The 25,993-nt window shown below is 33.8% G+C and carries 28 protein-coding genes; 4 read left to right on the plus strand and 24 right to left on the minus strand.

The window, feature by feature from the left end:
• Positions 1–26: 26 nt before the first annotated feature.
• The gene (locus tag ACQ654_RS13180) at positions 27–788 is read right to left on the minus strand and encodes a lysophospholipid acyltransferase family protein (protein WP_430410802.1); all 762 of its coding nucleotides are present in this window, start codon (positions 786–788) and stop codon (positions 27–29) included.
• A gap of 116 nt (positions 789–904) precedes the next feature.
• On the opposite strand from ACQ654_RS13180, the gene trpS reads away from it, so the two are divergent.
• Positions 905–1,873: a tryptophan--tRNA ligase gene (gene trpS / locus ACQ654_RS13185; RefSeq protein WP_430410803.1), complete on the plus strand. Its 969-nt coding sequence runs from the start codon at positions 905–907 to the stop codon at positions 1,871–1,873.
• 118 nt (positions 1,874–1,991) lie between these two features.
• Here the strand turns inward: trpS and ACQ654_RS13190 are convergent, their stop codons facing one another.
• Both ACQ654_RS13190 and dprA read right to left on the minus strand, forming a co-directional pair.
• A complete protein-coding gene (locus ACQ654_RS13190) occupies positions 1,992–2,936 on the minus strand; it encodes a C1 family peptidase (protein ID WP_430410804.1) in 945 nt (314 codons plus the stop codon).
• Positions 2,937–3,004: 68 nt separating this feature from the next.
• Positions 3,005–4,111 (minus strand): DNA-processing protein DprA, encoded by a 1,107-nt coding sequence (gene dprA, locus ACQ654_RS13195; RefSeq protein WP_430410805.1) that lies wholly within the window; start codon positions 4,109–4,111, stop codon positions 3,005–3,007.
• Positions 4,112–4,515: 404 nt separating this feature from the next.
• Here dprA and ACQ654_RS13200 point away from each other — a divergent pair, with 404 nt between their 5' ends.
• Positions 4,516–5,466, plus strand: a complete 951-nt coding sequence (locus ACQ654_RS13200) for an SPOR domain-containing protein (RefSeq protein WP_430410806.1) — start codon at positions 4,516–4,518, stop codon at positions 5,464–5,466.
• Positions 5,467–5,638: 172 nt separating this feature from the next.
• Positions 5,639–6,148: an acyl-CoA thioesterase gene (locus tag ACQ654_RS13205; protein ID WP_430410807.1), complete on the plus strand. Its 510-nt coding sequence runs from the start codon at positions 5,639–5,641 to the stop codon at positions 6,146–6,148.
• A gap of 314 nt (positions 6,149–6,462) precedes the next feature.
• On the opposite strand, the gene ACQ654_RS13210 is transcribed toward ACQ654_RS13205, so the two are convergent.
• The 11 genes from ACQ654_RS13210 to ACQ654_RS13260 form a co-directional block, all read right to left on the minus strand.
• Complete coding sequence (locus ACQ654_RS13210) at positions 6,463–7,695, minus strand: murein hydrolase activator EnvC family protein (protein ID WP_430410808.1); 1,233 nt, start codon at positions 7,693–7,695, stop codon at positions 6,463–6,465.
• Positions 7,695–8,465, minus strand: a complete 771-nt coding sequence (locus ACQ654_RS13215) for a DUF4292 domain-containing protein (RefSeq protein ID WP_430410809.1) — start codon at positions 8,463–8,465, stop codon at positions 7,695–7,697. Before ACQ654_RS13215 ends, ACQ654_RS13210 begins: the two co-directional genes overlap by 1 nt.
• Positions 8,466–8,493: 28 nt before the next feature.
• Positions 8,494–9,420, minus strand: a complete 927-nt coding sequence (locus ACQ654_RS13220; RefSeq protein WP_430410810.1) for a tetratricopeptide repeat protein — start codon at positions 9,418–9,420, stop codon at positions 8,494–8,496.
• A gap of 22 nt (positions 9,421–9,442) precedes the next feature.
• A complete protein-coding gene (locus tag ACQ654_RS13225; protein WP_430410811.1) occupies positions 9,443–10,462 on the minus strand; it encodes a sugar phosphate nucleotidyltransferase in 1,020 nt (339 codons plus the stop codon).
• A 135-nt stretch (positions 10,463–10,597) separates the two neighbouring features.
• Positions 10,598–11,032 (minus strand): dUTP diphosphatase, encoded by a 435-nt coding sequence (gene dut, locus ACQ654_RS13230; RefSeq protein WP_430410812.1) that lies wholly within the window; start codon positions 11,030–11,032, stop codon positions 10,598–10,600.
• 293 nt (positions 11,033–11,325) lie between these two features.
• On the minus strand, positions 11,326–12,786 hold the full coding sequence (locus tag ACQ654_RS13235) for a polysaccharide biosynthesis C-terminal domain-containing protein (RefSeq protein ID WP_430410813.1): 1,461 nt from the start codon (positions 12,784–12,786) through the stop codon (positions 11,326–11,328).
• 189 nt (positions 12,787–12,975) lie between these two features.
• Positions 12,976–13,128, minus strand: a complete 153-nt coding sequence (locus ACQ654_RS13240) for a hypothetical protein (protein ID WP_430410814.1) — start codon at positions 13,126–13,128, stop codon at positions 12,976–12,978.
• A gap of 102 nt (positions 13,129–13,230) precedes the next feature.
• Entirely contained in the window at positions 13,231–13,908 is a 678-nt protein-coding gene (locus tag ACQ654_RS13245; RefSeq protein WP_430410815.1) for a hypothetical protein, read from the minus strand.
• Positions 13,909–14,050: 142 nt separating this feature from the next.
• The gene (locus ACQ654_RS13250; protein ID WP_430410816.1) at positions 14,051–14,608 is read right to left on the minus strand and encodes a hypothetical protein; all 558 of its coding nucleotides are present in this window, start codon (positions 14,606–14,608) and stop codon (positions 14,051–14,053) included.
• The gene (locus ACQ654_RS13255) at positions 14,598–15,083 is read right to left on the minus strand and encodes an RNA polymerase sigma factor (protein WP_430410817.1); all 486 of its coding nucleotides are present in this window, start codon (positions 15,081–15,083) and stop codon (positions 14,598–14,600) included. Before ACQ654_RS13255 ends, ACQ654_RS13250 begins: the two co-directional genes overlap by 11 nt.
• 249 nt (positions 15,084–15,332) lie before the next feature.
• Complete coding sequence (locus tag ACQ654_RS13260) at positions 15,333–16,172, minus strand: alpha/beta fold hydrolase (protein WP_430410818.1); 840 nt, start codon at positions 16,170–16,172, stop codon at positions 15,333–15,335.
• Between the two features lie 449 nt (positions 16,173–16,621).
• Here ACQ654_RS13260 and ACQ654_RS13265 point away from each other — a divergent pair, with 449 nt between their 5' ends.
• Positions 16,622–16,945 (plus strand): hypothetical protein, encoded by a 324-nt coding sequence (locus ACQ654_RS13265; protein WP_430410819.1) that lies wholly within the window; start codon positions 16,622–16,624, stop codon positions 16,943–16,945.
• 110 nt (positions 16,946–17,055) lie between these two features.
• Here the strand turns inward: ACQ654_RS13265 and atpG are convergent, their stop codons facing one another.
• The 10 genes from atpG to ACQ654_RS13315 form a co-directional block, all read right to left on the minus strand.
• The gene (gene atpG, locus ACQ654_RS13270; RefSeq protein WP_430410820.1) at positions 17,056–17,916 is read right to left on the minus strand and encodes an ATP synthase F1 subunit gamma; all 861 of its coding nucleotides are present in this window, start codon (positions 17,914–17,916) and stop codon (positions 17,056–17,058) included.
• A gap of 115 nt (positions 17,917–18,031) precedes the next feature.
• A complete protein-coding gene (atpA, locus tag ACQ654_RS13275) occupies positions 18,032–19,609 on the minus strand; it encodes a F0F1 ATP synthase subunit alpha (RefSeq protein WP_430410821.1) in 1,578 nt (525 codons plus the stop codon).
• A 12-nt stretch (positions 19,610–19,621) separates the two neighbouring features.
• Positions 19,622–20,158 carry an ATP synthase F1 subunit delta gene (gene atpH / locus ACQ654_RS13280; RefSeq protein WP_430410822.1) on the minus strand — a complete coding sequence of 179 codons (537 nt, stop codon included), beginning with the start codon at positions 20,156–20,158 and terminating at the stop codon, positions 19,622–19,624.
• A 10-nt stretch (positions 20,159–20,168) separates the two neighbouring features.
• Positions 20,169–20,669: a F0F1 ATP synthase subunit B gene (locus ACQ654_RS13285; RefSeq protein WP_430410823.1), complete on the minus strand. Its 501-nt coding sequence runs from the start codon at positions 20,667–20,669 to the stop codon at positions 20,169–20,171.
• A gap of 96 nt (positions 20,670–20,765) precedes the next feature.
• Positions 20,766–20,966 carry an ATP synthase F0 subunit C gene (atpE, locus tag ACQ654_RS13290; protein ID WP_092465958.1) on the minus strand — a complete coding sequence of 67 codons (201 nt, stop codon included), beginning with the start codon at positions 20,964–20,966 and terminating at the stop codon, positions 20,766–20,768.
• Between the two features lie 38 nt (positions 20,967–21,004).
• The gene (gene atpB / locus ACQ654_RS13295) at positions 21,005–22,129 is read right to left on the minus strand and encodes a F0F1 ATP synthase subunit A (protein WP_430410824.1); all 1,125 of its coding nucleotides are present in this window, start codon (positions 22,127–22,129) and stop codon (positions 21,005–21,007) included.
• Positions 22,130–22,211: 82 nt separating this feature from the next.
• On the minus strand, positions 22,212–22,610 hold the full coding sequence (locus ACQ654_RS13300; protein WP_430410825.1) for a DUF6168 family protein: 399 nt from the start codon (positions 22,608–22,610) through the stop codon (positions 22,212–22,214).
• On the minus strand, positions 22,603–22,824 hold the full coding sequence (locus ACQ654_RS13305) for an AtpZ/AtpI family protein (RefSeq protein ID WP_430410826.1): 222 nt from the start codon (positions 22,822–22,824) through the stop codon (positions 22,603–22,605). The genes ACQ654_RS13300 and ACQ654_RS13305 overlap by 8 nt, the downstream gene beginning before the upstream one ends.
• On the minus strand, positions 22,793–23,203 hold the full coding sequence (locus ACQ654_RS13310; RefSeq protein ID WP_430410827.1) for a bactofilin family protein: 411 nt from the start codon (positions 23,201–23,203) through the stop codon (positions 22,793–22,795). The genes ACQ654_RS13305 and ACQ654_RS13310 overlap by 32 nt, the downstream gene beginning before the upstream one ends.
• A gap of 40 nt (positions 23,204–23,243) precedes the next feature.
• Positions 23,244–25,775 carry a tetratricopeptide repeat protein gene (locus tag ACQ654_RS13315; protein ID WP_430410828.1) on the minus strand — a complete coding sequence of 844 codons (2,532 nt, stop codon included), beginning with the start codon at positions 25,773–25,775 and terminating at the stop codon, positions 23,244–23,246.
• Positions 25,776–25,993 lie beyond the last annotated feature (218 nt).

Raw genomic sequence — 25,993 nt, forward strand, 5'->3', positions numbered from 1 at the left:
AGTGATGTTTGCCAGAAAAACCGCTTTCAATTAGAAAGCGGTTTTTCATTTTCATAAGCTGTGAGTTCGGTAAAAATGATTTCTCTAGCCGTTTTACTCATTTCTTTTTTATCTTCTACTTTTAAACCTGCTGTCGGTAAAAATTTATGAATTGTTACGCGCATTCTTCCTGGTGAACCACTAAAAAATGTATAGGAAAAGCGTTTCTTGTTATCGGCAAATGACATGGGAACTATTGGTATTTGATGTTCAATTGCCAAACGAAATGCGCCATCTTTAAATTCGTCTAATAAAATATGTTCTTCGGGTACTTTTCCTTCCGGGAAAATACAAATACTCATTCCTTGATTTAATCGTTTTTGAGCACTATCATATACTCCTTTTCGGCTTCTTGCGCTTCCTCTATCAACCAAAATACAGGTGCGTTTGTAGAAAAAACCAAAAATTGGAATCTTTACGAGTTCTTTTTTACCCACAAAAACAAACGGATTTTTTGATGCCACTAACATGAGCATAATATCTGTCATACTCGTATGATTTGCAATCAACATGTAACTTTTTCCTTTTACAATTTCTTCTTCTCTTTTAAACTTTGGAAAAAAGCCCATTCCGTATAAAATAGGTCGTGCCCAAAGGTTTCTTGCCAGCCAAAAAAACTGTGGATAAAACTTTTCACTTGTTGTAAATAATAGTAAGAAAGGGAAAAATATAAGTATAGGAAATAGCACCAAAAAGTAAAACCAAATGCGCCACAATAGTATTCCTATATTCCGTATGAAAGTAATCATCTGCGCCAAAAATACATTAAAGTTTCGAAAATGTGTTTAAAAATTATTTTTATGAAATTTTCAATGGTGATTTCAAAAGAAGTACATTTGCTAAAATTCAATAATTACGATTACCAATGGCACGTATACTTACAGGAATTCAAAGCACAGGAACACCACATTTAGGAAATATTTTGGGTGCAATTGTACCTGCAATTGAAATGGCGCAAGATCCAGCAAATGAATCTTTTCTTTTTATTGCAGATATGCATTCGCTTACGCAGATAAAAGATGGAGAAACATTGCGCGAAAACACCTACAGAACGGCAGCTACTTGGTTGGCATTTGGTTTGGATATTAATAAAACCGTGTTTTACCGTCAAAGTGATGTGCCACAAGTAACAGAATTGAGTTGGTATTTAAATTGTTTTTTTCCGTACAATCGTTTAAAATTAGCACATAGTTTTAAAGACAAAGCAGCTCGTTTAGAAGATGTAAATGCTGGTTTGTTTACGTATCCAATGTTGATGGCGGCAGATATTTTATTGTATGATGCAGAAATTGTTCCTGTTGGAAAAGATCAAGAACAACATTTAGAAATCACACGTGATGTAGCTTCACGCTTTCATGAAAAGTTAGGCGAAACCTTTGTATTGCCTACAGCACGTATTCAAGAAAACACAAAGTTAATTCTTGGAACTGATGGTTCAAAAATGAGCAAGAGTAAAAATAACGTCATTGATATTTTTCAGACCGATAAAAAATTGCGCAAGCAAATCATGGGAATTCAAACGGATAGTACGCCCATGGAAGATCCGAAAGATCCAGATACTGATACTATTTTTGCGTTATATAAATTGTTTGCAAGCGAAGATCAAATTGTAACAATGCGCGCAAATTATACAGGTGGAAATTACGGATATGGACATGCAAAACAAGCCTTATATGAATTGATTGTTGAACAATTTGCTACACAACGTGAACGTTTTAATCATTACATAGAAAACAAAAATGAAATAGAGGAAGCGTTAGCAATTGGTACTAAAAAAGCACATAACGTTGCTAATGAGGTATTAGCAAGAGTTCGTAAAAAGGTAGGATATTAAAATCTTTTAATTTTATATTTTAGACTGCTTTACTTGTAAATTTATAAATAGTCGAATGTTTTTTATTTTAAGAAATATTCGGCTTTTTTTGTGATGCATCGTAAACGCAATTGCTAGCTTATTTTTTATAACTCACTTTTTTTAAAATCAACGCTTCGTATGCAAAAAGTTCGTGAAAATCGTAGCTAACGCGTTCATACCCGTAGTAACGCCAATCGGTTCCCCATGAGTTTTTAATGATAAATCCTTCCGAATCATACCCAACAATAGTTACCACGTGCGCACTGTACACTTTCACATCTGTACGCTTGTCTGTTTTTGCTAGTGTAAATTGCCGTGCGTTCACTTTGGCATTCACATCTGGATACTTTTCTTTGATAGCAGAGTAATTTGCAATGCTTCCATTTTGTAATAAAATACCATAACCGACATCAGGTATAATTGTCGTATATTTTGTAGACTGAAAACTTTTCCAAGCTGGTATATATAATTCATAAGAAACAGGAATTGCTTTGACACCATTATCCAATTGTTGTTTGATGTATTTTACATTTTTACTCTCAAGCATTGGTAAATACTGATACGAATCTAAGTGAAGTAATTTTGCCTTCGATTTGTATTTGGCAAGAAAAGTAACAGGTCCAGTGGTGGATTCTCTAAGCGCTTTTAAAATTTCAGGATCGCTCTCATTCCATGTACCTGCGACAATTTCGGGATATGGCAATTGTGCTTCGGTAAGTATCCCATATTTTTGCAAAGACATGATGTAGGTTTTTAAAAAATTACCTCTAGTAACTCCCGTTTTGGCATTTAGTTGCTCGTATTTTTGTGCCGAGTATAAAAAGTTTTCGCTAATATCTTTGGGCATATTTGGCAATGTTTCCAAAGCGGCGGCAATTCCAAATGCACTGCATGTATTTCCGTTTCCTTGACTTTTTACAGGTGTTTGTGCGCTGATATGAATGGTGCTTTTACTCCATAATTTATCAGAGTTTTCAAGTCGGATTTGACTCCAAAGACAATTAAAACTTAAAAAAAGTATACAGAAAGAAAGTGATTTCATAGGTGTTTATTGATTATTCGAATATTAAAGATAGTATTTATTGTCTAATTATCAAGTTGTTAACCATTTCAAACAGCTTCAAACACTTTTCCTGGTAATGGTTTTACAACACCTTTCATTTCCATTTGTAATAAAATAGGCGCTACTTTATGAATTGGTAATTTACACGCTAACGCAATACTATCCAACATGGTTTGTCCTTGTGCTTGCAAATGTGAATAGATAGATTGTTCTTCCGTATTTAACTCAATAAATAATTGTTTTTGTACAGGTTTTTGAACCATTTCATCCAAATCCCAACCTAATAAATACACAATATCAGCGGCAGATGTGAGAATGTGAGCGCGTTGTTGTTTTATCAAATTATTACAACCTATACTTTGCAAATCGCCTACTCTACCTGGAACGGCAAATACGTCTCTATTGTATGAATTTGCAATATGCGCCGTCACCAAACTTCCACCTTTTTCAGCAGATTCAATCACAAGAGTTGCTTGTGTCATTCCGGCAATTAAACGATTTCGTTTTAAGAAATTTTCCCGATCAGGATTAGACGTACTCCAAAAATCAGTTACAAAACCACCATTTTCTTCTACAGAAGGCATAAAACGTTCGTGTACTTTTGGATATATTTGATTTAATCCATGTGCCAAACAACCAATAGTTGGAATGTTATTTTTAACGGCCGCACGTTGCGCTACAATATCAATTCCGTAGGCAAAACCCGAAACAATTGTAGGTTGCAAAATGGCTAATTCTTCAATTAATTGTTCGCAAAATTTAGCTCCGTAAGTTGTTGCTTTGCGGGTTCCTACAATACTAATCATTTTGGAAGCATTCAAAGCTGCATTTCCTTTTTGAAATAACAAAATTGGTCCATCCGCGCAATGTTGCAACCGTTTTGGGTAACTTTCGTCTAAGAAAGAATGTGTTTGTATATTTTCTTTTTGAATGAATTGTAATTCGGCTTCAGCCAATTTTAGATTCGTTGTATTATGTAAATTTGACAATACATGCGTTCCAATTCCGTCTATTTTGAGTAAATTTTGTTTCTTTTCTTTCAGTACAGCTTCCGCACTTCCACAATATTTAATGAGTTTTTTCGCAATAATATCACCAATATTTGCTGTTTTTTGAAGTGCTAATGTGTATACTAATTCCTGCTCAGAATTCATATATTTTTGATTTTCAAAACTAAAGTTACAGTAATTTTTAATGTTATGGTCCTTTCAATATAATTTTCTAATTAACTTTTTTAACTCTCTCACAAAAAAGTAAGTTAAAAATTTAATCGTCAATTTTTGATTTTCGTTTTCTTTGCCTTCCCAAAAAATACTGAATCAAGTTCAGCACAGGCTTCACAAAAGAAAGATAATTTTCCCAGAGGTGTTTTTAGTTTTTCTATCGAAAACTAAAACCGTAATTATTCCTCTAAAATCTTTAACGGGAAACACTTGCTATACTTTGGAAAAAGTAATTCCATATGAAAATTTATAGTGTTTATTGTATTTACGAAGGTTGTTAATAAAAAGTTACGCAGATATTTCATTCGCTTTGTATTTTTTCTAACTTTGTTTTAATGAGATTAGACAACTACATAAGCGACCTTTTATATAGATATGAGTGTGTAATTATTCCTGAATTCGGAGCTTTTTTAACGCAACGAAAAGGAGCGCAAGTACACCAAACAACCAATGCATTTTATCCGCCGTCAAAAGTATTATCTTTTAATGCACAACTTTCCTCTAATGATGGATTGCTCGTTAAATATATTGCTGATGTTACTGGAAAAGAATACGAAAATGTATTGCAAAAAGTACAAAAAGAAGTTGCTTCTTGGAAACAAGATTTAGACAACACAACAATTGTTTCACTTGAAAACATTGGTGATTTGTCAATAAACACAGAAGGAAATATTCAGTTTGAACCTTCGTATCATGTAAACTATTTGACCTCATCTTTTGGACTTGCTTCGTTTGTTTCTTCTGAAATTAGTAGAGTTACTCCAACATCTGAAGAAATTCCAGAATTAGTTGCCGTTGAAGAAGAAACGCCTGTAATTCCTTTAGTTACAACTAAAGAAGAACGTAGTGGATTCCGTTTTCCTTGGAAATATGCCGCTGCAGCCGCTATCATTTTTAGTGCAAGCGTATTTGGTTTTAGAGAATATCAGTCTAACCAACAAGTTGTAGAACAAAGTAAAGCGCAAGAATCTATCAATGAATACATTCAGCAAGCTACATTTTTTGGAAACAATCCTGTAGAGTTGCCTTCTATTACGTTGCAAGTTGCGAAGGAAATTAAAAACTATCATGTTGTTGCTGGCGCTTTTCGAATTGAAGAAAATGCACATACCAAAGTTTCTCAGTTGAAAGCAACTGGTTTTGACGCAGCATTATTAGGGAAAAACAGATATGGTTTACACCAAGTATCGTATGCAAGTTTTGCAACGCGTGAAGAAGCTAGTGAAGCTTTGATTAAAATTAAACAAACCGAAGCACCTGAAGCTTGGTTGTTAGTTACAGAATAAAAATTTAGTACAATATAATATGAAAGACTGCTTTTTGGCGGTCTTTTTTATGCGCTTACGCGAGATAAAACAAATATGAATTCTTTTGTGATTCCTGCATTATTTCTGTAATTAATCCTATTTTTTAGCATCCTAGAAAACGAATCTATGTACCTTTGCAAAAAAATTATTGATGGAAGCAAAACACCCAAAATCATCGACAACAATTATGACCGACTTGGTATTGCCAAGTGAAACAAATCCGTTAAATAATTTATTCGGAGGCGAATTGTTAGCACGAATGGACAGAGCCGCAAGTATTGCCGCACGTAGACATTCCCGAAGAATTGTAGTGACAGCTTCTGTGAATCATGTTGCCTTTAATCGTTCTATTCCTGTGGGAAGTGTAGTCACTGTTGAAGCAAATATTTCACGAGCTTTTAAATCTTCTATGGAGATTTATATTGATGTTTGGATTGAAGATCGTGAGTCAGGAATGCGCGATAAAGCAAACGAAGCTATTTATACGTTTGTTGCTGTTGACGATACAGGAAGACCTGTACAAATTCCTGAATTAATTCCTGAAACGAAGTTAGAGAAAGAACGTTTTGAAGGTGCTTTGCGCAGACGACAACTAAGTTTGGTACTTGCCGGAAAGATGAAACCTTCCGAAGCTACAGAGCTGAAAGCCTTGTTTAGTTAGACTCGTTCCCACGTAAGCGAGAATCTCCTGGATCGCTTACGCTTTAAGACGTCATGCTGAACTTGATTCAGTAAGGCAGAAATCTATAAAATTTAAACAAAAGCAATTTGATTCTTTAAGATTCAAGTTGCTTTTTTTTGGGGTGAATTTACGCTTTTGTTGTTATGACGTACTTCCTGTAGAATTTATTTTTTTATAATTCACATCATTTTTCCAAAATTTGGATTCCTGCATAGGTAAAAATGACAAAAGTATCTTTTAGTTAACATAGAAAAGATCCTGAAACACAAGTTCAAGATGATGCACAAAGCGCATCACATTCTATACAACCACGTTTCTGGATTTAAACGTTTTGTATTTTTAAAAACGAAGAATTTGAGTTCGGTTTTTCCAGTACTTTCGTCAGTATCAACCGTTCCAATGTTTTGTTTAATAATTACCGCATCACCAACACTTACACTTACATTTTTAAGATTGTAATACGCCGTAATGTAACTACCATGCGAAATCATTACGCCTTTGTTTCCACCTTTTACACCAAATATGTGCGTTACTTTTCCTTTGTATACAGCGCGTGCTTTGGCATTTTTATTAGTTGCCAACACAACACCATTGTTTTCTCGAGTTACGTTCGGATTTAAGATGTCACGGTGTTTTCCGTAACCAACCGTTTTTGTTCCTTCCGAAACTGGCCAAATGTGTTTTCCTTTGTTTGCCGCAAAACTATTTCCAATAGCTTTGGCTTCTGGCGTTAAAGCAAAGGTTTTGCTAGATGATTTATTCCCTGCTTTTTTGTTCGATTTAGCAATGGCATCACGAATGAGTTTTTCTATTTTTCGATCAATTTCATCCGCTTGTTGTTGCTTCTTTTTGACTTGATTTGCATATTTGTCTTTGTCTTTTCGCAAGACAGCCAACATTTCACTTTGTGTTTTTTTCTCGCCTTCTAGTTCTTTTTGAATTTTTCTATTATCGGCAATAAGTACTTCTTTTTCCTTTTTTTGTGCCGCAAATGTTGTGTTCAATTTTTGTAATTCTTGTGTGCGTTCGGCAATGGCTTCACCTTGTTTTTTACGATAGTCCGTGTATTGTTTCATGTATTGCACACGTTTGTATGCTTGCAGAAAGCTTTCTGACGAAAGTAAAAACATGAGTCTACTTTGCTCAGATTTACTTTTGTATGATTTGCGAATCATTTCAGCATAATCGGCTTTTAGTTTCGTTAAATCGCTTCGTAATTGCCCTATTTTTTTGATGTTGTCATTAATTTGATTTGTCAACAAGTTTGTTTGTTGATTCATCACTTTGATTAAATCTATTTTGACACGAATTTTATGATTGATACTTTGCACATCATCTACAATAAATTTTGTTTTCGAGTTTGTTTTTCGAATTAATTTATTGATCAGACTTATTTCTTTCATGAGTCGTAAACGTGTTGCTTCCAACTCCTTTTTTTTGTCTTGCGCAAAACTCATACTGCTTACTAATAATAGTAAGAGTACAATGATTTTTTTTGGGTTTTGTATGCTAAATAGGGACTTCACTAAATTTTTATTTCTTTGTATCCGCTTGGGATTTTAAATGGAAAACGTACACTTTCGTTGAATGTTATTTTTTTATATTCAACTTGAATTGTCGTTTCCTTGTTGATTTCTTCTGCTTTTATTTGTACATTTTTTGGAAATGGTTGTCCTGTTATTTCTTGATATTCTGGATATTGAATTGTGAGTAAACGTTGCTCCGCAGTTTGTTCTAATCGTTGTTCTTTTACTTTGAAATGAAAGGCATCTAGTGTAAATAATCGCTTGAATAATTCAAAGTCACGTTTTGGAGTTAACGCGTATGTTTTGTCTTGTATTTTAGATTCAAAACGTTCTTTTTTCAAATCATACAACGCGTTTCCTATTAATAGATTTTGCACTTTTTGGAAGTCGAGCTCTGTTCCTAAAAAGTTACTTAATAATGTAAAATCGCCTTCAAAATACGTATTGTCTAGTTTATTATAAAAACTCACTTTTGTTGGCGTAATGTATACTTTTACTAAAGATAACGTAGCGCTTAACCAAATGGCTTCATCTTTTTTCATGCGTAAGCTTAACGTGAAGCTTTCTTCCGTTTTACCATTGTCAAATTTGACTCTCATTTTACCACGAATCGTTTTGAAGTTCAATTCGTTTCTGTAATGATTTTTGATGATATTTTTGGTAGATAAATTGGCTACTTTACCCGTAGAAGCAACTGTTTTAGTAGATTTACATCCAACTAAAAATAGTATGAGCATGCCTACAATAGCTATTTGAATTCCGTTTTTCAAGTGCATGAATTTAATGTGCGTGAATACGTTATTGTACTTTTTTTAGATAATATTTTTCTTTTTTTGAGTTGCCCATTTTTTTGTAAGCAACTATAAATGCTTGATAGAATTCTTTTTCTAATGGTGTATCATCAATGATGTAATCTAAACCAATTTCGAGCATTTCTATCGCTTTCTTATATTCTTTTAACGCATTTAATGCCTTTGCATTGTATAGATAGAGTTTTGGTTGCGATGGAAAATCGCTTAAACCAATCATTGCCAATCGTCTTGCATCAGAATAGGCTTGGGTTTCAAGCGCTTCTTCTATTTGCTCTATAATTTTACTATTTGCATCTTCTCTTGGTTTTGGAGTTTGCTTGATAACGTCTGCAACTTTATCAGAAGGTTGCTGTCTTTGCATTCTTTTTTCCAACATTTCTTTCATTCGTCTTGCTGTTGGAGTTAAACCGCCTTCTTTTTGAAGTTTTTCTAGTTGCTTTAATGCTTTTTTATAGTCTTGCCTGTTGATATGAACTTTTGCAACGTCTTCTCTAAATTTTGGATTGAGATGAATGATTTTTTTTCCTGTACTTAAAGCATTGTCAAGTTCATTTAGTTTGAGTTGCGTATTGAATAATCCTAGAAGAAACCATTGATTTTGCGGCTTTTTATTGACTGCATTTTGAAAAGATTCTTTTGCGTTCCCGTAGTCTTTTTGCGAATAGTAATTTTTTCCTAGTTCGAAAGCAATGCTTGCGTTGTCGTCAATTTTTTTACATTTTAACAATTCGTCAATAGCTCTGTCATAGTTTTCTATACCACGTTGTTTGAGTGCTTCAAAGAAGTGTTCTTGAAATTCGTCAATATTTTCTTCTAACGATATTTCGGCACTTTCTTCTTCTTGCGCATGCACATACTCAGGAATTGTGAATAGTATTCCTGAGAGTATGAATATGTACATGTATTTTTTCATCGAAATGAGATCTTTTTGTGTGTTATGCTTCTAGCGCTGAATAGTCGCCAATGCTTATTTTTGTGAAATTTCCATCAAATTTTGCGTGGTTTCCTATCATTGCTTCCTCTAAATTAGCGTTTTTTACCGTAGTATTGGTTTGTATTAAGCTATTTTTAAGAGTTACGTTTTTTAATCGCGAATTATCGCCAATAGAAACATTTGGACCAACCGTTGAGTTTTCAATGATAACGTTTTCACCAATGTAACACGGTTCAATGATTTCTGAGTCGGTAATTTTGGCAGAATCAGCTATTAGTTTTTCATTATCAGCATGTAAAAACCCTAACATTTTTCCGTTGGTTTCCAAGGTAACATTTTTGTTTCCACAGTCCATCCATTCATCAACTTTTCCAGTTACAAAACGACGTCCTTTTGCCATCATTCCTTTGATTCCGTCATTTATTTGGTATTCGCCACCATGAATGATATTGTTGTCTAGTACGTATTGTAATTCTTCTTTTAATACCGCAACATCTTTGAAGTAGTAGATTCCGATAACGGCTAAATCTGACACAAATTCGGCTGGTTTTTCTACCAATTCTACAATTTCGTTGTTGTCATTAAGTTTTACAACTCCATAGGCTTCAGGCTTGTCTACTTGTTTTACCCAAATAGCCGCATCTGCATCTTTATCAAGGTTGAAATCTGCACGAATTAACGTATCTGCATACGCAATTACCGCAGGACCAGTTAGTGAATCTTTTGCACACATAATTGCATGGCCTGTTCCTAATGGTTGATCTTGACGGTAGATACTTGCTTTTGCACCTAAGCTTTCTGCTAATTCCGTTAAACTTTCTACAACATCATTTCCAAAGAAAGCTGGATCGCCTAATACAAATGCAATTTCTTCAATAGGTTCGCCTAATACTTTGGCAATGTCAGAAACCAACCTGTGTACAATAGGTTTTCCTGCAACTGGAATTAGTGGTTTTGGAACTGTTAGTGAGTGTGGACGAAGTCTTGAACCTCTTCCTGCCATTGGTACAATTATTTTCATGATGTTGTTGTTTCTATATTTTTTTTATTTGTTATTCGGTTGTGTGTTGTGTGTTGTGTGTTGTGTGTTGAAAAGTACTTTTTTTATTTAAAATTTAGCATTCAATATTTATAATTCATCATTCTGAATTCATAATTACTTTACTCCTGTACTTCCAAATCCGCCAGCGCCTCTGTCAGTTTCTGAAAGTTCAGTTACTTGTTGCCATTCTGCTCGTTCGTGTTTTGCAATGACTAGTTGCGCAATACGTTCGCCATTTTCAATGGTAAATGCTTCTTTGGATAGATTGACAAGAATCACGCCAATTTCACCTCTGTAATCTGCATCAACTGTTCCTGGCGCATTGAGTACTGTAATTCCTTTTTTCGCGGCTAAACCGCTTCTTGGACGCACTTGCGCTTCAAATCCGATAGGCAATTCAATAAACAATCCCGTTTTTATGATGGCTCTGTCCATTGATTCCAAGGTAATTGGTTCCGATAGGTTTGCTCGTAAGTCCATTCCGGCGGAAGCCAACGTTTCATAATGCGGTAGTGCGTGCTGTGATTTGTTGATGATTTTTATGTTCATGCCTGTTCGAATTAAATGATTGAAAAATTGAATGATTGAAAAAAATCTAATTACTCAATTTTCACTACTGATATCTTTTTTTGTTGTGTGTTGAAAAGTACTTTTTTTATTTAAAATTTAGCATTCAACATTTATAATTTTGTTATTCGTTATTCGTTATTCAAAAATACTTTATGTTTATAATTTACATTTCATTTTTTAAGCACTTCTCGATATAAAATTTCTGAGAAATTTCACTCGAAGTGACGTTAGGGTATCATTTTGGATTCTCAGTACTCAATACTAACATCTCACTATTGTTTACCAAGTAGTCGTTTTAGTTCTTTTCGTTCTGATAGATAAATTATTCCCAAAAATACTAAAACTAACGCAGTTGTGATGATATAATTTCCTCGAAACGTATCATAGAAAGCTATTGCCGAAAATGTTGCCGCTATGAACACGTATATCGCTATTTTTTTTAGATCGTATGGTACTGGATAGTATTTTTTTCCTAATAGATATGAAATTACCATCATACTTCCGTACGCAATTAATGTTGCCCAAGCTGACGCCATGAATCCGATGTGTTTTATCATGATTAAGTTGAACACAATGGTGATGATGGCTCCAAATATAGAAATGTACATTCCGTAACTTGTTTTGTCGGTGAGTTTGTACCAAATGGATAGATTGTTATAGATTCCTAAACATAAGTTTGCTAGTAGAATGATGGGAACTATTGCCAGCGCATCTAGGTATTCCTTTTTACTGATGAGTATATTTGCAAATAGATCAATGTATGAAACCACAATTAACATGAATATTGCACCCAAGATTGTAAACCATTTAAGAATTGTAGCATAGTTGTTTTTGGCATTTTTTTCTTTGGCATGATTGAAGAAAAATGGCTCCGCACCTAAACGGAAAGCCGTAATGTAAAGCGTCATGAATACACCAAGTTTGTAACATCCTGCATATTTGCCCATTTCGGCATCACCGATGATATCGCCTAAGAAGAGTTTGTCAATGTTTTCGTTGGTTACATATGCCAAACTTCCAATCATGATAGGCAATCCGTAGATTAGTAGTTTTTTCAGAATAGCCGCATCAAACGACCATTTTATTTTTAGAATGTTTGGAAATAGAAGTAGTAATGTGAATACACTTGCAAATACATTCGCCAAGAATATATAAATTACTTGTGGTTCGCCTTTTACATAAAAGTTGAGTGATTCTGGTAAGATGGTATCTGACAAGATTCCGCTTGGAATTGCCCACAAGAAGATTAGATTTAATACCGTAAGGAATAGAATGTTTGCTATTTTGATTCCTGCAAAACGAATAGGTCTGTTCGTCACACGTAAATACGCAAATGGTATGACGACAATCGTATCTAAAAATACCGTCCACACTAAGATTTTGACATACATTTCTTTTTCAAAACCAAAGACTTGCGTGATTTCTGGTGCAAAGCTTAACCCGAGAATTAGAAATATGATTGTGGTAAAAAGTAAAGTGATGAAAGACGTAGAAATGATTTTTCCTTTTTCTTGTTCTTTACTAAAAAATCGGAAGAACGCCGTTTCCATTCCGTACGTTAAGAGTGCATTTAAGTACGCGGCATATACATAGTATTCCGTATTTACTGCATATTTTTCTGTTCCAAAAGCTGCTGTGTGTAGTTTTACTAATCCTATATTAATTGCGCGTGGCAATATTGCCGCAATTCCATAGATAATGGTGTCTTTAAAGAACTTTTTTAGTGCGCTCAAGGAGTGTTTTGTTTACTCGATAATCGAGATTTAAATGCTCTGAGGTTTTCCTCGTTGTTTTTATTTGAACTTTTCACGTAGACTTCGCGGACTTGTGCCGAGATTGTTTACTTTTCAAAAGTATTGATTTCTGCGGGCTTTCCCAAAAGGAATTTGTTTACTCATACTTCACAGCTTAATCTAGAATCGTTATTGTTTGTTTTCTGGTGTATTTGGATAGAAAATTGATAGTTTGTTGATGATGCCTTTTAGCTTGTAATTGTTGAGTTTTCCATTTTCTGAATAACTGATTACAGCTTCATCATTTGTGAGTACGAACGGAATTTTTTCTTGCACTGTCATGGTTGTTTTTTGTGATGTGGAACAGTTTGTAAAACCGATTATCAAAAGTATTGGTAGTATTTTTTTGAGGTGTTTGATCGTGTTTCGTTGGCTCAGACTAAATTAATTTAATGTTGGTTGATATTTTTCAATGCTCTTAATCAAATCAGAACATTCCGTAATTATTTTTTTGTAATTATTTCGTCTCGTATACGCACCGTTTAATTGAATTGTATTCAATAAATGTCGCTCCGATTTTAAAGACATAATATCATCAATACTATAATTAGACATATCGGGCAATTTTTCTGAGATCATGCTGATTACATTCGCTGTGGATGTTTGCGTAAAAAATATCTCTTCTTTTTCTAAAGCTTCATAAACATTGTAAAATTTGATGGTTTTCTCTCGAAGTATATCATTTTTAATAATTCTCAAGTGAGAATTATTCGTCATTTCTATATATGTGGATTTAATGGGAACGTAAGGCTGTATTGGTCTCCATTGATATTCAAAGTATTCTATAATAGAATCTCCTTGAATTTCTCCCTTTATCATATCTAAGAGAATATTTTTAGTTCTGGCTTGATTGTGTAGTTTAAGATAATTGGTTGTTAGACCGATAGAATCTTGTTTTAACTCGATAATTAAATTTTTAAGATATTTTTTTTCCAATTCATTTTCGATACTTAATTGTTTCCAACTGTTAATTTGAAGTGCAATTAAAATTCCAATAACGACAAGAATAATTTCTCCAATAGCATATATTAGATATTTGCTGAATTTGTTTTCAGTTATCATTTTTTGCCGAATTGTTCTAAAGAATTTAATCATCGGTTCGTTATTCGTTTAGCTACTTTTTGTTGATTTGCTATTAACAAACGTTCCAAGTTAGCCAAATAAATCTCAATACTCATATATCATAACTCATTAACTGAATTTTTTAAGATTCTTGAAGTGTTTTTAAGATTTGAAGTTCTTTTAATACTTGCTTTCGTATGAAGATAAATAATATGATAAAAGATACGATATAGGATATTACAATGTAATAGAAAAAACCTCTTGACAGATATTGATAGAAGTAATACGTCATAATTGCAAAACCTATGTTGTATATAATTAATAATGCAGGAATGATTCTGAAAGCGAGTGTTTTTCGTTTTTTATAATACGCTATTAGTTGCGCTTTGAATGCTACAAATGATAATAAAACGTTTATTTTTTTCAGCTTTTGCTGACTTCTTATTTCAATGAAAACACGCACCAAAACAACGCCAATTAGCAATGACATTCCTATTAATGGACCACTGTATTTGTATGCCGCAATGTAAAAGAAGAATGCAATGAGAATTGCTATTGTGCTTCCTAAGATTAGCTGTGTTAGTTGTTGTTTTTTGCGAAGGTAGTTTAGTTGTTGTTTTGCAGGCTCAAAGTCGGGAAGCGTTGTTGCTTCTGATGTTGTGTGTTGCTGCCAAGTATTTTCTATATCTTTAAATTCCATTGGATACGCATTTTGTTAGTTTTTCTTTTATTCTATGCACTAGTACACGAATGTTTTGATGAGAATGTCCTGTAACTTCCGCTATTTCTTTTTGCGGTAACCCTTCTAGCACTAGCAAGATGATGATTCGTTCCGTTTCTTTCAACTTGTGTATGCAAGCGTACATTTTTTTTACACGGCTTTGATCTTCATTTGCTGCTTGAATGTTGTTGTCGCTTTTAAATTCAGTAAAACTGATTTGCTTCTTTTTTTTATTTTTTCGAATAAATAGTAAACAGACATTTACTGTAATTCTGTAAATCCAGGTTCCAATGCTCGATTTTTGCTGGAATTCATCCAAATGTTCCCAAACTTTTATGAAAACATCTTGCGCTAAATCTTTCGCCAAAGCTTCATCACCATTTACATAGCCTAGACAAAGTCTGTGCACTTTGTTGTAATGTCCTTGATATATTTGTGTGAAATGTTGTGACAATGGTTTTTTGTTTTTTATGAGTTTGATAAAAATCAAAGGTATATAACAACTTTTTTAGTAACGTTCATTTTTGTCTTGACACAAAAATACTGAATCAAGTTCAGCACAGGCTGAACCAAAAAAGTCAAGACGATCTATAGGAAATTGCTGCGCAATGTTCGCTCATACGTTTCATGCTTAAAGCTGTGCTTTGCAATTTCACTTTTCGCTTACTATTTCTGAAGATCGTCATTTGAACCTTTTGAACTATTATAATTGGTTTTGAATTTCTTTTATAAACCAATCTTGTTTGTCAAACATAATAAAGTGAGCAGAATTGTCCACATAGATGATGTCTTTTTTAGCCAATTTTTGATATTGTTTTGTATATAATTCTTCCACTTGCTTTTTTGGATAGATACTTACTGCCGCCATAACCGTTACAGGTATTTTTATGTTTTTAATCGTTTCTCTGAGATCCAATTTTAATAAATCTACATACCCATATACATATATTTTTCTATCTGCTTGTATCATCCAAGAAGCTATTAGCGGTTGCTTTTCTTTGTTGAGTGTCATTCCTGCCGCCATTTGCGTTGCCATTTGCTTAAACGCTTTGTCGTCCATTTCTAATTGTTGTTTTGAGAATGGATTGTCATAACTCACGCTTTCAGGTGTAAAGTTAGGAATCATTAATGCGCCAATACTTGGCAAACCATCTACAATGATGAGTTTTTTATAAGTGTTTTCATTTGTAGAAGCTAACCATAATGCCAACGATCCGCCCATGCTATGCCCGATAATTGTTGGTTTTTGTAATTTTTTACGAGCCACATATGTTGAAACATCATTTTTGATGGTTTCTAACCAAGGAGTTTCTATTGGTGCAACTGTTCCAAATCCCGCAAAGGTGAATATATGACATTCATAGTTTTTTGAGAGTTCTTTTACGGTTTCGTCCCAAACGTCTCCTGTACAACTAAATCCAGGAAATAATAATATTGGATTTCCTTTTCCTACGATTTCTACTTGGAATGATTTTTCTTGCGCAATTCCTGCAAAGGAAATAAACATACATAGTACTATTGTGAGTTTTTGTAAGGTATTCATCTGTTTGTTTTTTGTTTTGATTTTCCCTTTAGATGCAGTTTGTATAGAAATGTTACAAAAAAAAGAAAAAAGAATTTAGAACGCTTACGCTGTTAGATGTTAGCCCTCTTTACTGTTGGAGTATTGGGTTTTGGGTAAGTTGTTTTCAAACCTTTAAGATTCAAAACAATAAACTAGTAAACTTATAACTTGTTCTTTGTTCTCTATTCTCTATTCTCTGTTCTCTATTCTCTATTCTCTATTCTCTATTCTCTATTCTCTGTTCTCTGTTCTCTGTTCTCTGTTCTCTGTTCTCTATTCTCTATTCTCTATAAGAAATACTTTTATAATTTAAAATTCAGCATTTTATCTAGGTTTACTAAGAGTTTAAAAACAACCCGCATTTGATGATTTAAGTTGTCTTTTTTACATATTTTTGCTTTCTTATTAATTCTCTAAAATTCATAGTTATGATTGGAATCGGAAAACGATTGATTGCAGATGAAACTGTAAAAAGAACTGCTTGTGATAAGTGTAATGCAGAAGATTCATTAACGGTAAAAGTGTATTCAAAATTCTTTATGCTAAAGATTTTACCTTTCGCTATGAATCGAGAAATTTATGTAGACTGTTCTTCTTGCAAACGTGTTGAATCTAATATCGCAGTATTTCCAAGACGCACACAAGATAGAATTGAAGCCATTACTGATGATGCGAAGCATCCTTGGTATTTGTATTTAGGCTATGTTATTATTGTTGGCGCACTTTTCTTAGGGCTTATAGCGAAGCAGTAAATTACTAGCGTTTCTCATAACTTTTATAAAACACAAAACCTCATGTTTCCATGAGGTTTTTTTAATTCTATAATGTGAGTACACTGAGCGGAGTCGAAATGTACGGTATTTTAGTTATTCAACGCTTCCGCTCCACCAACGATCTCAAGGATTTCGTTTGTAATAGCAGCTTGTCGTGCTTTGTTGTACGTTAATGTTAACGAGTCTCTTAATTCTCCTGCATTATCCGTTGCTTTGTGCATCGCTGTCATACGCGCACCGTGCTCACTTGCGAAAGAATCTCTGATTCCTTTGTACAATTGTGTTTTTAATGACTTTGGAATTAATTCTTCAACGATTTCCGCTTTTGATGGCTCAAAAACATAGTCTAATTGAACGTTTGAATCAGCTTCCATTGGTACAATTGGTAAAAATTGTTCCGTCATTACGATTTGTGTTGCCGCATTTTTGAATTTGTTGTAAACGATCTCGATTTTATCGTATGATCCATCTACAAATAATTCCATAAGCTTTTCAGCAATTTCAGCCACATTATCAAACGTTAATGCATCAAAAACATCACTACGATTTTCAATGATCGTGTTTGTTTTAGATAAGATGTCATTTCCTTTTTTTCCAATCGATAATACATCAACTTGCTTTCCTGCATATGTTTCAGTAATTAAATGATTTGAATGTTTGATAATGTTAGAGTTGAATGCTCCACATAATCCTCTATTAGATGTAATAGCAACAATAAGTACTTTGTTTACTTCACGCTGTGTCGAGTATTTACTTCCACTATCAGCATCAAGCGTTGCACTTAAGCTTTGTAATAATTCTGTAAGTTTGTTAGCATACGGACGCATCGCAGTGATGGCGTCTTGTGCTTTTTTCAACTTTGCCGCCGATACCATTTTCATAGCACTCGTGATCTGCATTGTTGATTTTACAGAACTAATTCTATTACGTATTTCTTTTAAGTTTGCCATTTGTTGTTAGTATTGAGTATTGAGTTATTAGTCATGAGACCAATACGGATACTAATTTTTATGTTGAAAGTACAAAGTATCTAATTGCTAAATACTTTGTACTCAATACTAATTACTAGTTATATTTCGCAGACATTTCTTTACAAACAGTTGTTAATGTGTCTGTAACTTCGTCTGTTAGTTTCCCTGCTTTTAATGTATCTAAAACACCTCTGTGTTTCGCGTTTAAGAATTCAATGAAATCTCTTTCGAATTCTTTTACTTTATTTACAGGAACGTCTTTTAATAAGTTTTTAGATCCAGCATAGATAATTGCTACTTGGTCTTCTACTGCAAATGGCTCATTTTGCCCTTGCTTTAAAATTTCCACGTTACGTTTACCTTTGTTAATTACGTTTAATGTAACTGCATCTAAGTCAGAACCAAATTTAGCGAATGCTTCTAATTCACGGAACTGTGCTTGATCTAGTTTTAACGTACCAGATACTTTTTTCATTGATTTAATCTGTGCATTTCCTCCAACACGAGATACTGAAATACCTACGTTAATTGCTGGACGAACACCAGAGTTAAATAAATCACCATCTAAGAAAATTTGCCCATCAGTAATAGAAATTACGTTTGTTGGAATATAGGCAGATACATCTCCTGCTTGTGTTTCAATGATTGGTAATGCTGTTAACGATCCACCACCTTTTACAAGCGGTTTTAATGAATCTGGAAGATCATTCATTTCCTTCGCAATAGCATCGTTATTGATCACTTTTGCAGAACGCTCTAATAAACGAGAGTGAAGGTAGAATACATCTCCAGGATACGCTTCACGTCCTGGTGGACGACGTAATAATAAAGATACTTCACGGTATGCAACAGCTTGTTTAGATAAATCATCATATACAATTAATGCTGGTCTACCAGTATCTCTAAAGTATTCTCCAATAGATGCTCCAGTAAATGGCGCATATACTTGCATTGCAGCAGGATCAGATGCGTTTGCAGCTACTATTGTTGTGTATGCTAATGCTCCTTTTTCTTCCAGCGTTTTTGCAATAAGTGCTACAGTTGAAGCTTTTTGTCCAACGGCAACATATATACAATATACAGGCTCACCTGCATCGTAAAATTCTTTTTGATTTAGAATTGCGTCAATACACACTGCAGTTTTTCCAGTTTGTCTATCTCCAATTACCAATTCACGTTGTCCTCTACCTACTGGAATCATTGCATCAATTGCTTTAATTCCTGTTTGTAATGGTTCTGTAACTGGTTCACGATAGATAACTCCAGGTGCTTTACGCTCTAAAGGCATTTCGTATGTTGTTCCTTCAATAGGACCTTTTCCATCAATTGGACTTCCTAAAGTATTTACAACACGTCCAACAATACCTTCTCCCACTTGGATAGATGCGATACGTTGTGTACGTTTTACAATTCCACCTTCTTTGATATTTTGTGAAGATCCTAATAAAACTACACCAACATTATCTTCTTCAAGGTTTAATACAATTCCTTCAAGTCCGCTGTCAAATTCAACTAATTCTCCGTATTGAGCGTTAGCTAATCCGTAAACACGAGCGATACCATCACCTACTTGTAGTACAGTTCCAACTTCGTCAAGTGAAGCTGTAGCTTCAAATCCTGAAAGTTGCTTTTTTAATATTGCTGATACCTCAGCAGCTTTAACTTCTGCCATTCTATTTAGTATTTAATTTTGAGAGAAAGATCGTTTTAGATTGTTTAATTGGTTTGCGATGCTTGCATTGTATTGCATATCACCTAAACGCAAGATAAACCCACCTATGATACTTTCGTCGATTTTGTTTTCTATGATTACTTCATTACTAGTAAGACCTTTAATCTTTGCTAGCACTTTACTTTTTAATGTATCTGTTAACGGAACTGCCGTTGTTACCACTGCAACTTGTTTCCCTTGTGATTCATCAAATAAAACAGCATATTCTGCTGCCACATTGCCTAATAAATTAACACGTTTGTTAGCTACTAAAACGTCTATTAATCCTTCAGATATTGCATGAGTTCCTGTAAAGATTTCTTGCAAAGCTGTTTTTTTAACTTCAGCTTTTACGATAGGACTGTTTAACATTAATCGTAATTCTTTGCTATTTGCAACTGTTTTTACGATTCCATCCATATCCTTCGCTACAACTTCTCCTGCTTTTTGATCTTGTGCCAATGCTAAGATAGCTTTTGCATAGCGTATTGCTGCTCTAGAACCTGCCATAGTATTGTTATTAGTTTAGTGTAACGTCTCCAAGCATTTTATCTACTAAAGATAGTTGCTTGTCTTTATCTGCTAATTCACCACGTACCACTTTTTCTGCAATTTCCACAGATATGTTTGCTACTTGGTTTTTTAATTCTGCTAATGCCGCGTGCTTTTCGCTACGGATGCTTTCTTGCGCTTGAGCAATCATTTTGCTTGCTTGCTCTTGTGCTTCTCCTTTAGCGTCTGCAATCATTTTTTCTTTGATTTCACGCGCTTCTTTTAACATTCCTTCTCTTTCTGCACGAGCTTCTTTTAAAAGTTTTTCGTTATCAGATTGAAGATTTTGCATTTCTTTCTTAGCATTTTCAGCTGCATCTAAAGCACCTTGAATTCCTTCTTCTCTTTCATTTAATGAATTTAAGATAGGTTTCCAAGCAAATCTTACCATTAAGAAAATTAATAGTAATAATAATACCGTTTGTACAAGAAACAATCCTGGCGAAAAATCAGTTAATAACTTATCCATTATGTTATGTAATTATAGTGTTATTGTTTTGTTTAATTGGTAAGTATTTCCTGCAACCAACCGTTGCAGGAGAATACTTAATTTTTTGTTCGATTCTTATTTTCCTAAGAATAAAGCACCGAATGCTAAACCTTCTAAAAGTGCAGCGATAATAATCATTGCCGTTTGGATTTTTCCTGTTGCTTCTGGCTGACGAGCAATTCCTTCCATTGCTTTTCCACCAATTTGACCAAGACCAATTCCTGCTCCGATAACGATTAAACCTGCTCCAATTAAATTGTAAGTTACTGGTTCCATAATAATTGATTTAAAATATAATTAAACAAACTCTTTATTTAGTGATGTGCTTCTTCTACTGCCATACCGATAAACAATGCCGATAACATTGTAAAAATATATGCTTGTAAGAAGGCAACTAACACTTCTATTAATGTTATAAAAAATGATAATACTAAAGACAATCCGGTTGCGCCAACAACTCCTAATGATTGTTTTAGTGTAAACATAATTGCAATTAAGCTCATTACTACAATGTGCCCTGCTGATATGTTTGCAAATAAACGAACTAGTAACGAGAACGGCTTAATTACCAATGCTCCTGCTAATTCTATAATTGCTAATACTGGACGTATTAATACTGGCACACCTGGCATCCATAAGATGTGTCCCCAATAGTGCTTGTTTCCACTTACGGTGTATATAACTAAGGTAAAGATTGCCAAACATGCTGTTACTGCTAACTGACCTGTTACGTTAAATCCGAGTGGTGTTAATCCTAGTAAGTTTAATATCCAGATGAAGAAAAATACCGTCATTAAGTATCCTGTAAATCTTCTGTAATGTTTTTCACCAATGTTTGGGCGTGCAATTTCGTCTCTAACATATAATACTAGAGGTTCTAACACTCTACCAAATCCTGTTGGCACTTGTCTCTTTTTGTATTGACGCGCCAAAGATGAGAACCACCATAATAATAGCAATCCAACTAATAAAACTCCCATGACACTTTTAGTGATTGAAAAGTCTAATACTTTGTGTGCGTTTGTTGGGTGATGATCAACAAATTCAACTTTGTCACCTGCTTCAATTTCGTAAATTTTACCATGAAATTTTACCAGTTTCACATTTCCCTTTGTTACAACATACGTTCCATCATCATTGTGATGAAACTCTGAAGACATAAATGTTTTTATTCCTTCACTTGTACTTACAATAACTGGTAACGGAAAACCAAAGTGTTTTCTTTCGCCTGCGTCATTTGTATAAGAGAAAAGATTAAAATCGTGCGAATCTTGAATGTGATGTAGAATGTATGCTTCTACTTCTTCTTTGGTATTGATCATACCGCCATCATTCTGATCGTCGTGTTTTTTGTCTGTATCACTAGCAAAACCATGAAAAGAACATAGTGCTATTGCTAATACTGTAAGAAACTTGATAGATTTTTGTACTATCTTCATAATTGATTTATTCAAAAATTACCCTTCGTAAATTCTGCGCAAAATTAAACAATTAATTAGAAATACACTCTTTTTTTCAACTTTATTTCAGAGAATGATTTCTGTTTATGATTTTGATGATAAAATAGACTTCTATTATTAGAAAAATAAACATCGGAATTAGCAATGAAATTCGCTGTATGCTTGATAGTTTTTCAACGGTAAATAAAGGATTGTAAAATATAGCACAGAAAGCTATTATTTTTAATACAAATGAAGCTAAGTATATGAATCCCAACTGTGGGTTTATTTTTTTGTTGTTAGATAATAGTGCAAATATAATGCAGAGTTGCAACGAAAAAAACGCGTGGAATGCATACATATTTCGCAATGAAAACCCAAGTGATATTTCTTGATTTTGAATGTAATAATTGTGAATGAAATCGCCTAGGAAAAACACCATCCCAAATACTAGCATGTATACTAAGATTTCTTTACCCATCATCGGTGATTTTTAATACTTGCTTAATGATGAGATACATAGAAATAAAAATTCCAAAAAGCGTAAGACTTGTTTCTAAAAATGTTTGATCATATTTAGTATCAAGCCAATTTCCTAAGTAATTACAGGCATAAATAGTTAAACCCATTTGCAATCCTGCGCCACTTAGTCGTAATGCTTTATTAAGCGGTTTTGTCGGCTTTTTTTCCTTCACCTGCGTTGAGTTCTTTAATTCCTGTTTTCATGGCACAAGTGGCGTTAAAAGTTGCACCAGGATCTATAGAAAGTTTGCTTACTGTAACTTCGCCTTCTATGACAGCAGTATTTTTTAGTGTTAGTAAGTTGGATACGATTAATTCTCCATTAAATTTTCCTTCAATATCTGCATTGGCACAAATTACTTTTCCTGTAATTATACCACTAGTTCCAATGACTATTTTACCCGAAGTTTCTACACTTCCTTCAAGTTTTCCATCTATTCTAAAATCAGCTTTTGAGACGACATCACCTTTGATGTTTGTCGATTTCCCAATTCGGTTCGATTGTCCACGCGTTTCAACTGTAGCGCGCTTTTTTTTAGATTCTGAAAACATGATTTTTAACGTTTGAGGGATTGATTGTTTTTTATGACTGTTAGTTTACTTCATTTAAGTTTTTGTGAATTTGCACAATTTGATAATTCTCAGATGATAGCACTATATAATCATTTACTATAAGATATCTAGGATTTGTACGTAACATGTCTTCAAAACTCACGGCTCTTAATTTGGTATTGAATCCATGCACGACAACAAATAGTTCGTTTCTATTATACACATCTTGCGTTACAGATAAAGATCGGTATCCGAATTCGTCTAATGCTTCTTTTATTTTTTTATCTAGCGCTTCAATCGCTTCAGCTTCTCCCGAATTGAATTTGTAGATAATTTTAAAGTGTCTTGATTTTTCGTCATTTACCAATTTGTTGTTTTGTAATTTTGGCAATGAGCTTTTTATGATTTCTTGCGCACGCTTTCCTTCTTCATCATTTGGATAGTTTAATGCCACAAAGTTGAGTGCTTTTTTGTATGCTTGATATCCGTCTAATCGTGCAATTGTGATTGCTTTTAGCATTTCAAATTTCGGTACAATTTCTTCTCCTGTAAATTGTGTAATGTACTTTTCCGAATCGGCTAATGCGCCTTTGAAATCTTGATTTGTAAATTTTTTGTAAGTAGTAGCATAGAGACTTTCCGGGCTGTTTTCGTCTGATGCAATTACATCTTGCGGATTTCTTAGTATTTGCGCATAACGACTTTCACTGTGATTGCTTAAAATATCGTTTTTATAATCATTTGCTTTGTTTGATTCTAAAAGCGTGTATATTTTGTATAAGTTATATTTTGATGGTAGAATTAATTTTTTTTCCGGATCGTTTTCTAATAATTGCTCTAAACGATTTGCCGCCAATTCATATTCTTTAAATTTTTCCTTGTAGATCAATCCTAATTGGTAGTATGCAAAGTTTCTTTCTTTACCAATACTGTCAATTATTTTTTCGTCTGACGGAATTCTATCTGTATAAAATGCTACTGAGTAAATGTCTTTTGCTTCTGTACTACTTCCTGCATTCTGACTTTCGCCACGCGTATTTGCTTTTACAATTGTTTGCTTGTTTGATAGTCTCCAATTATCTTCTAATGGACGATCTCCCCATTTTTTTCTGAATTCATTTTTACCATACGCAGCCGTAGTTTGGTTGTAAAAGTAAAATTCATCACTTCCATTTCCATTTCTAGTTCTTACATTGTTTCTACTGTTTGCAAATTCGTTTGATGCAAAGTTTTCTTTTTGCTTTTCAGCTTCAAGTTTTGCAGCTTCAGCGGCTTTTAGTTCGTCTATATGTTTTTGAAAATAGCTTGCTCGTTCCGCTTCTGATAGGTTTACTAACGTAAGAATACTATCGTTTACAAATGCAATGTCTTCATATTTGATAACATCATCTAGGTTTGCTCTCTTTTTTTCAATACGTCTAAATTTCTTTGTATTCTTTTTAAGATTTAATAGCGTACTGTCAAAATACTTTCCTGCATCTTTATATTTTGCATCATCAAAACGCAATGCGGCAATATTTTCATAATCTAACGCTTTCAAGTATTTGTCTGTTGTTGCTTTTTTGATTGATTTGTTGAAAAATTCTTCCGCAAGTGATAACGAATCGTTTCCTAAATGATAGGTTGCCAATTGACGGTAAATTCTATCTAAAAAAGGTCTGTTTTCACGATCTTCTGCTAAATCCGTCAACATTTCGAAGAATTCTTCTTTGTTTTCTTCTGTTATTTCAAAGTTTTTAGCTTTTTCAACATGCGCATTGATCATGTACACTCTTGGCGATTTTCTGTTGAGCTCAATTACTTTATCAAACGCAATGTTTGCACTGTCTTTGTAACCGAGTTCATTAAATAATTGTCCAATAATATAGTTGTAACGACCTTCTTCTTCGCGTTTTTCTGTAGACGCCGCGGCAAGTTTTAATACTTGTACAGCACTGTCTTTGTGTTTTAGATTGATGTATGCCTGACCTAATACCGCATTTGCATCCGCATATTCTTGATCTTCTAGTTTTTCAAAACGCAGTATTCTTTTCAGATTTGCAATAGCATATTCATCATTTTCTAAACGCAAGTGTGTTTTTTCGCGCCAAATGCGTGCTTCATTTATTTTATCACTATCCGGATATTTACCTAAGATATAGTTAAATGCTTCTAATGCTGGAATAAAACGTTGGTCAAAATACCGTGCTTCACCTAATAGCAAATACGCTTCATCCATTTGCGGATTTCGTTGCGTACCACCAATTTCCATGGAATGCTTTTGAATGGCTTTTACTGCTTTTTCTTCTGCTTTTTGGAAGTTTGGATTTTTTCCACCTTGTCCTGGAAGCGTTAATTCGTCTAGGATTTCCATACGTTCTACAGGAAGAATTTCCCAATAGTTATCTACATAGGCATTCATTAAGGCTTCGCGACCTTCTTCAAAAGCTACTTTTCCGTTGAATAATACATTGTATTTGGTTGTGACAGAATGGAAGTTTCTGTTGATGAATGTATCTTTTTTGGTAGAACAGCTAAATAGTAAAATCCCTAATACTGATAGTGTTACCGATATATAAAGTGTTTTCTTCAAGGTGAATCAATTTAGTATTTCTTAAACTAAATTTTTAATCATTTAGTATAGAGAAGGGTAAAAATACATTTCTTTTTGAAAAAATTGATAAAAAGGCGTGTAAAAAGTGGGTTTTGGGGTTTTGAGTGCTCGGTTTTGAGCGTTAGGTTTTGGGTTAATTTGTTCTTTTATATTTAAAATTCAACATTTACCATTTATGATTGGCTTTGTTTGTTGGT

The organism is Kordia sp., from assembly GCF_965283645.1.
Classification (GTDB): domain Bacteria; phylum Bacteroidota; class Bacteroidia; order Flavobacteriales; family Flavobacteriaceae; genus Kordia.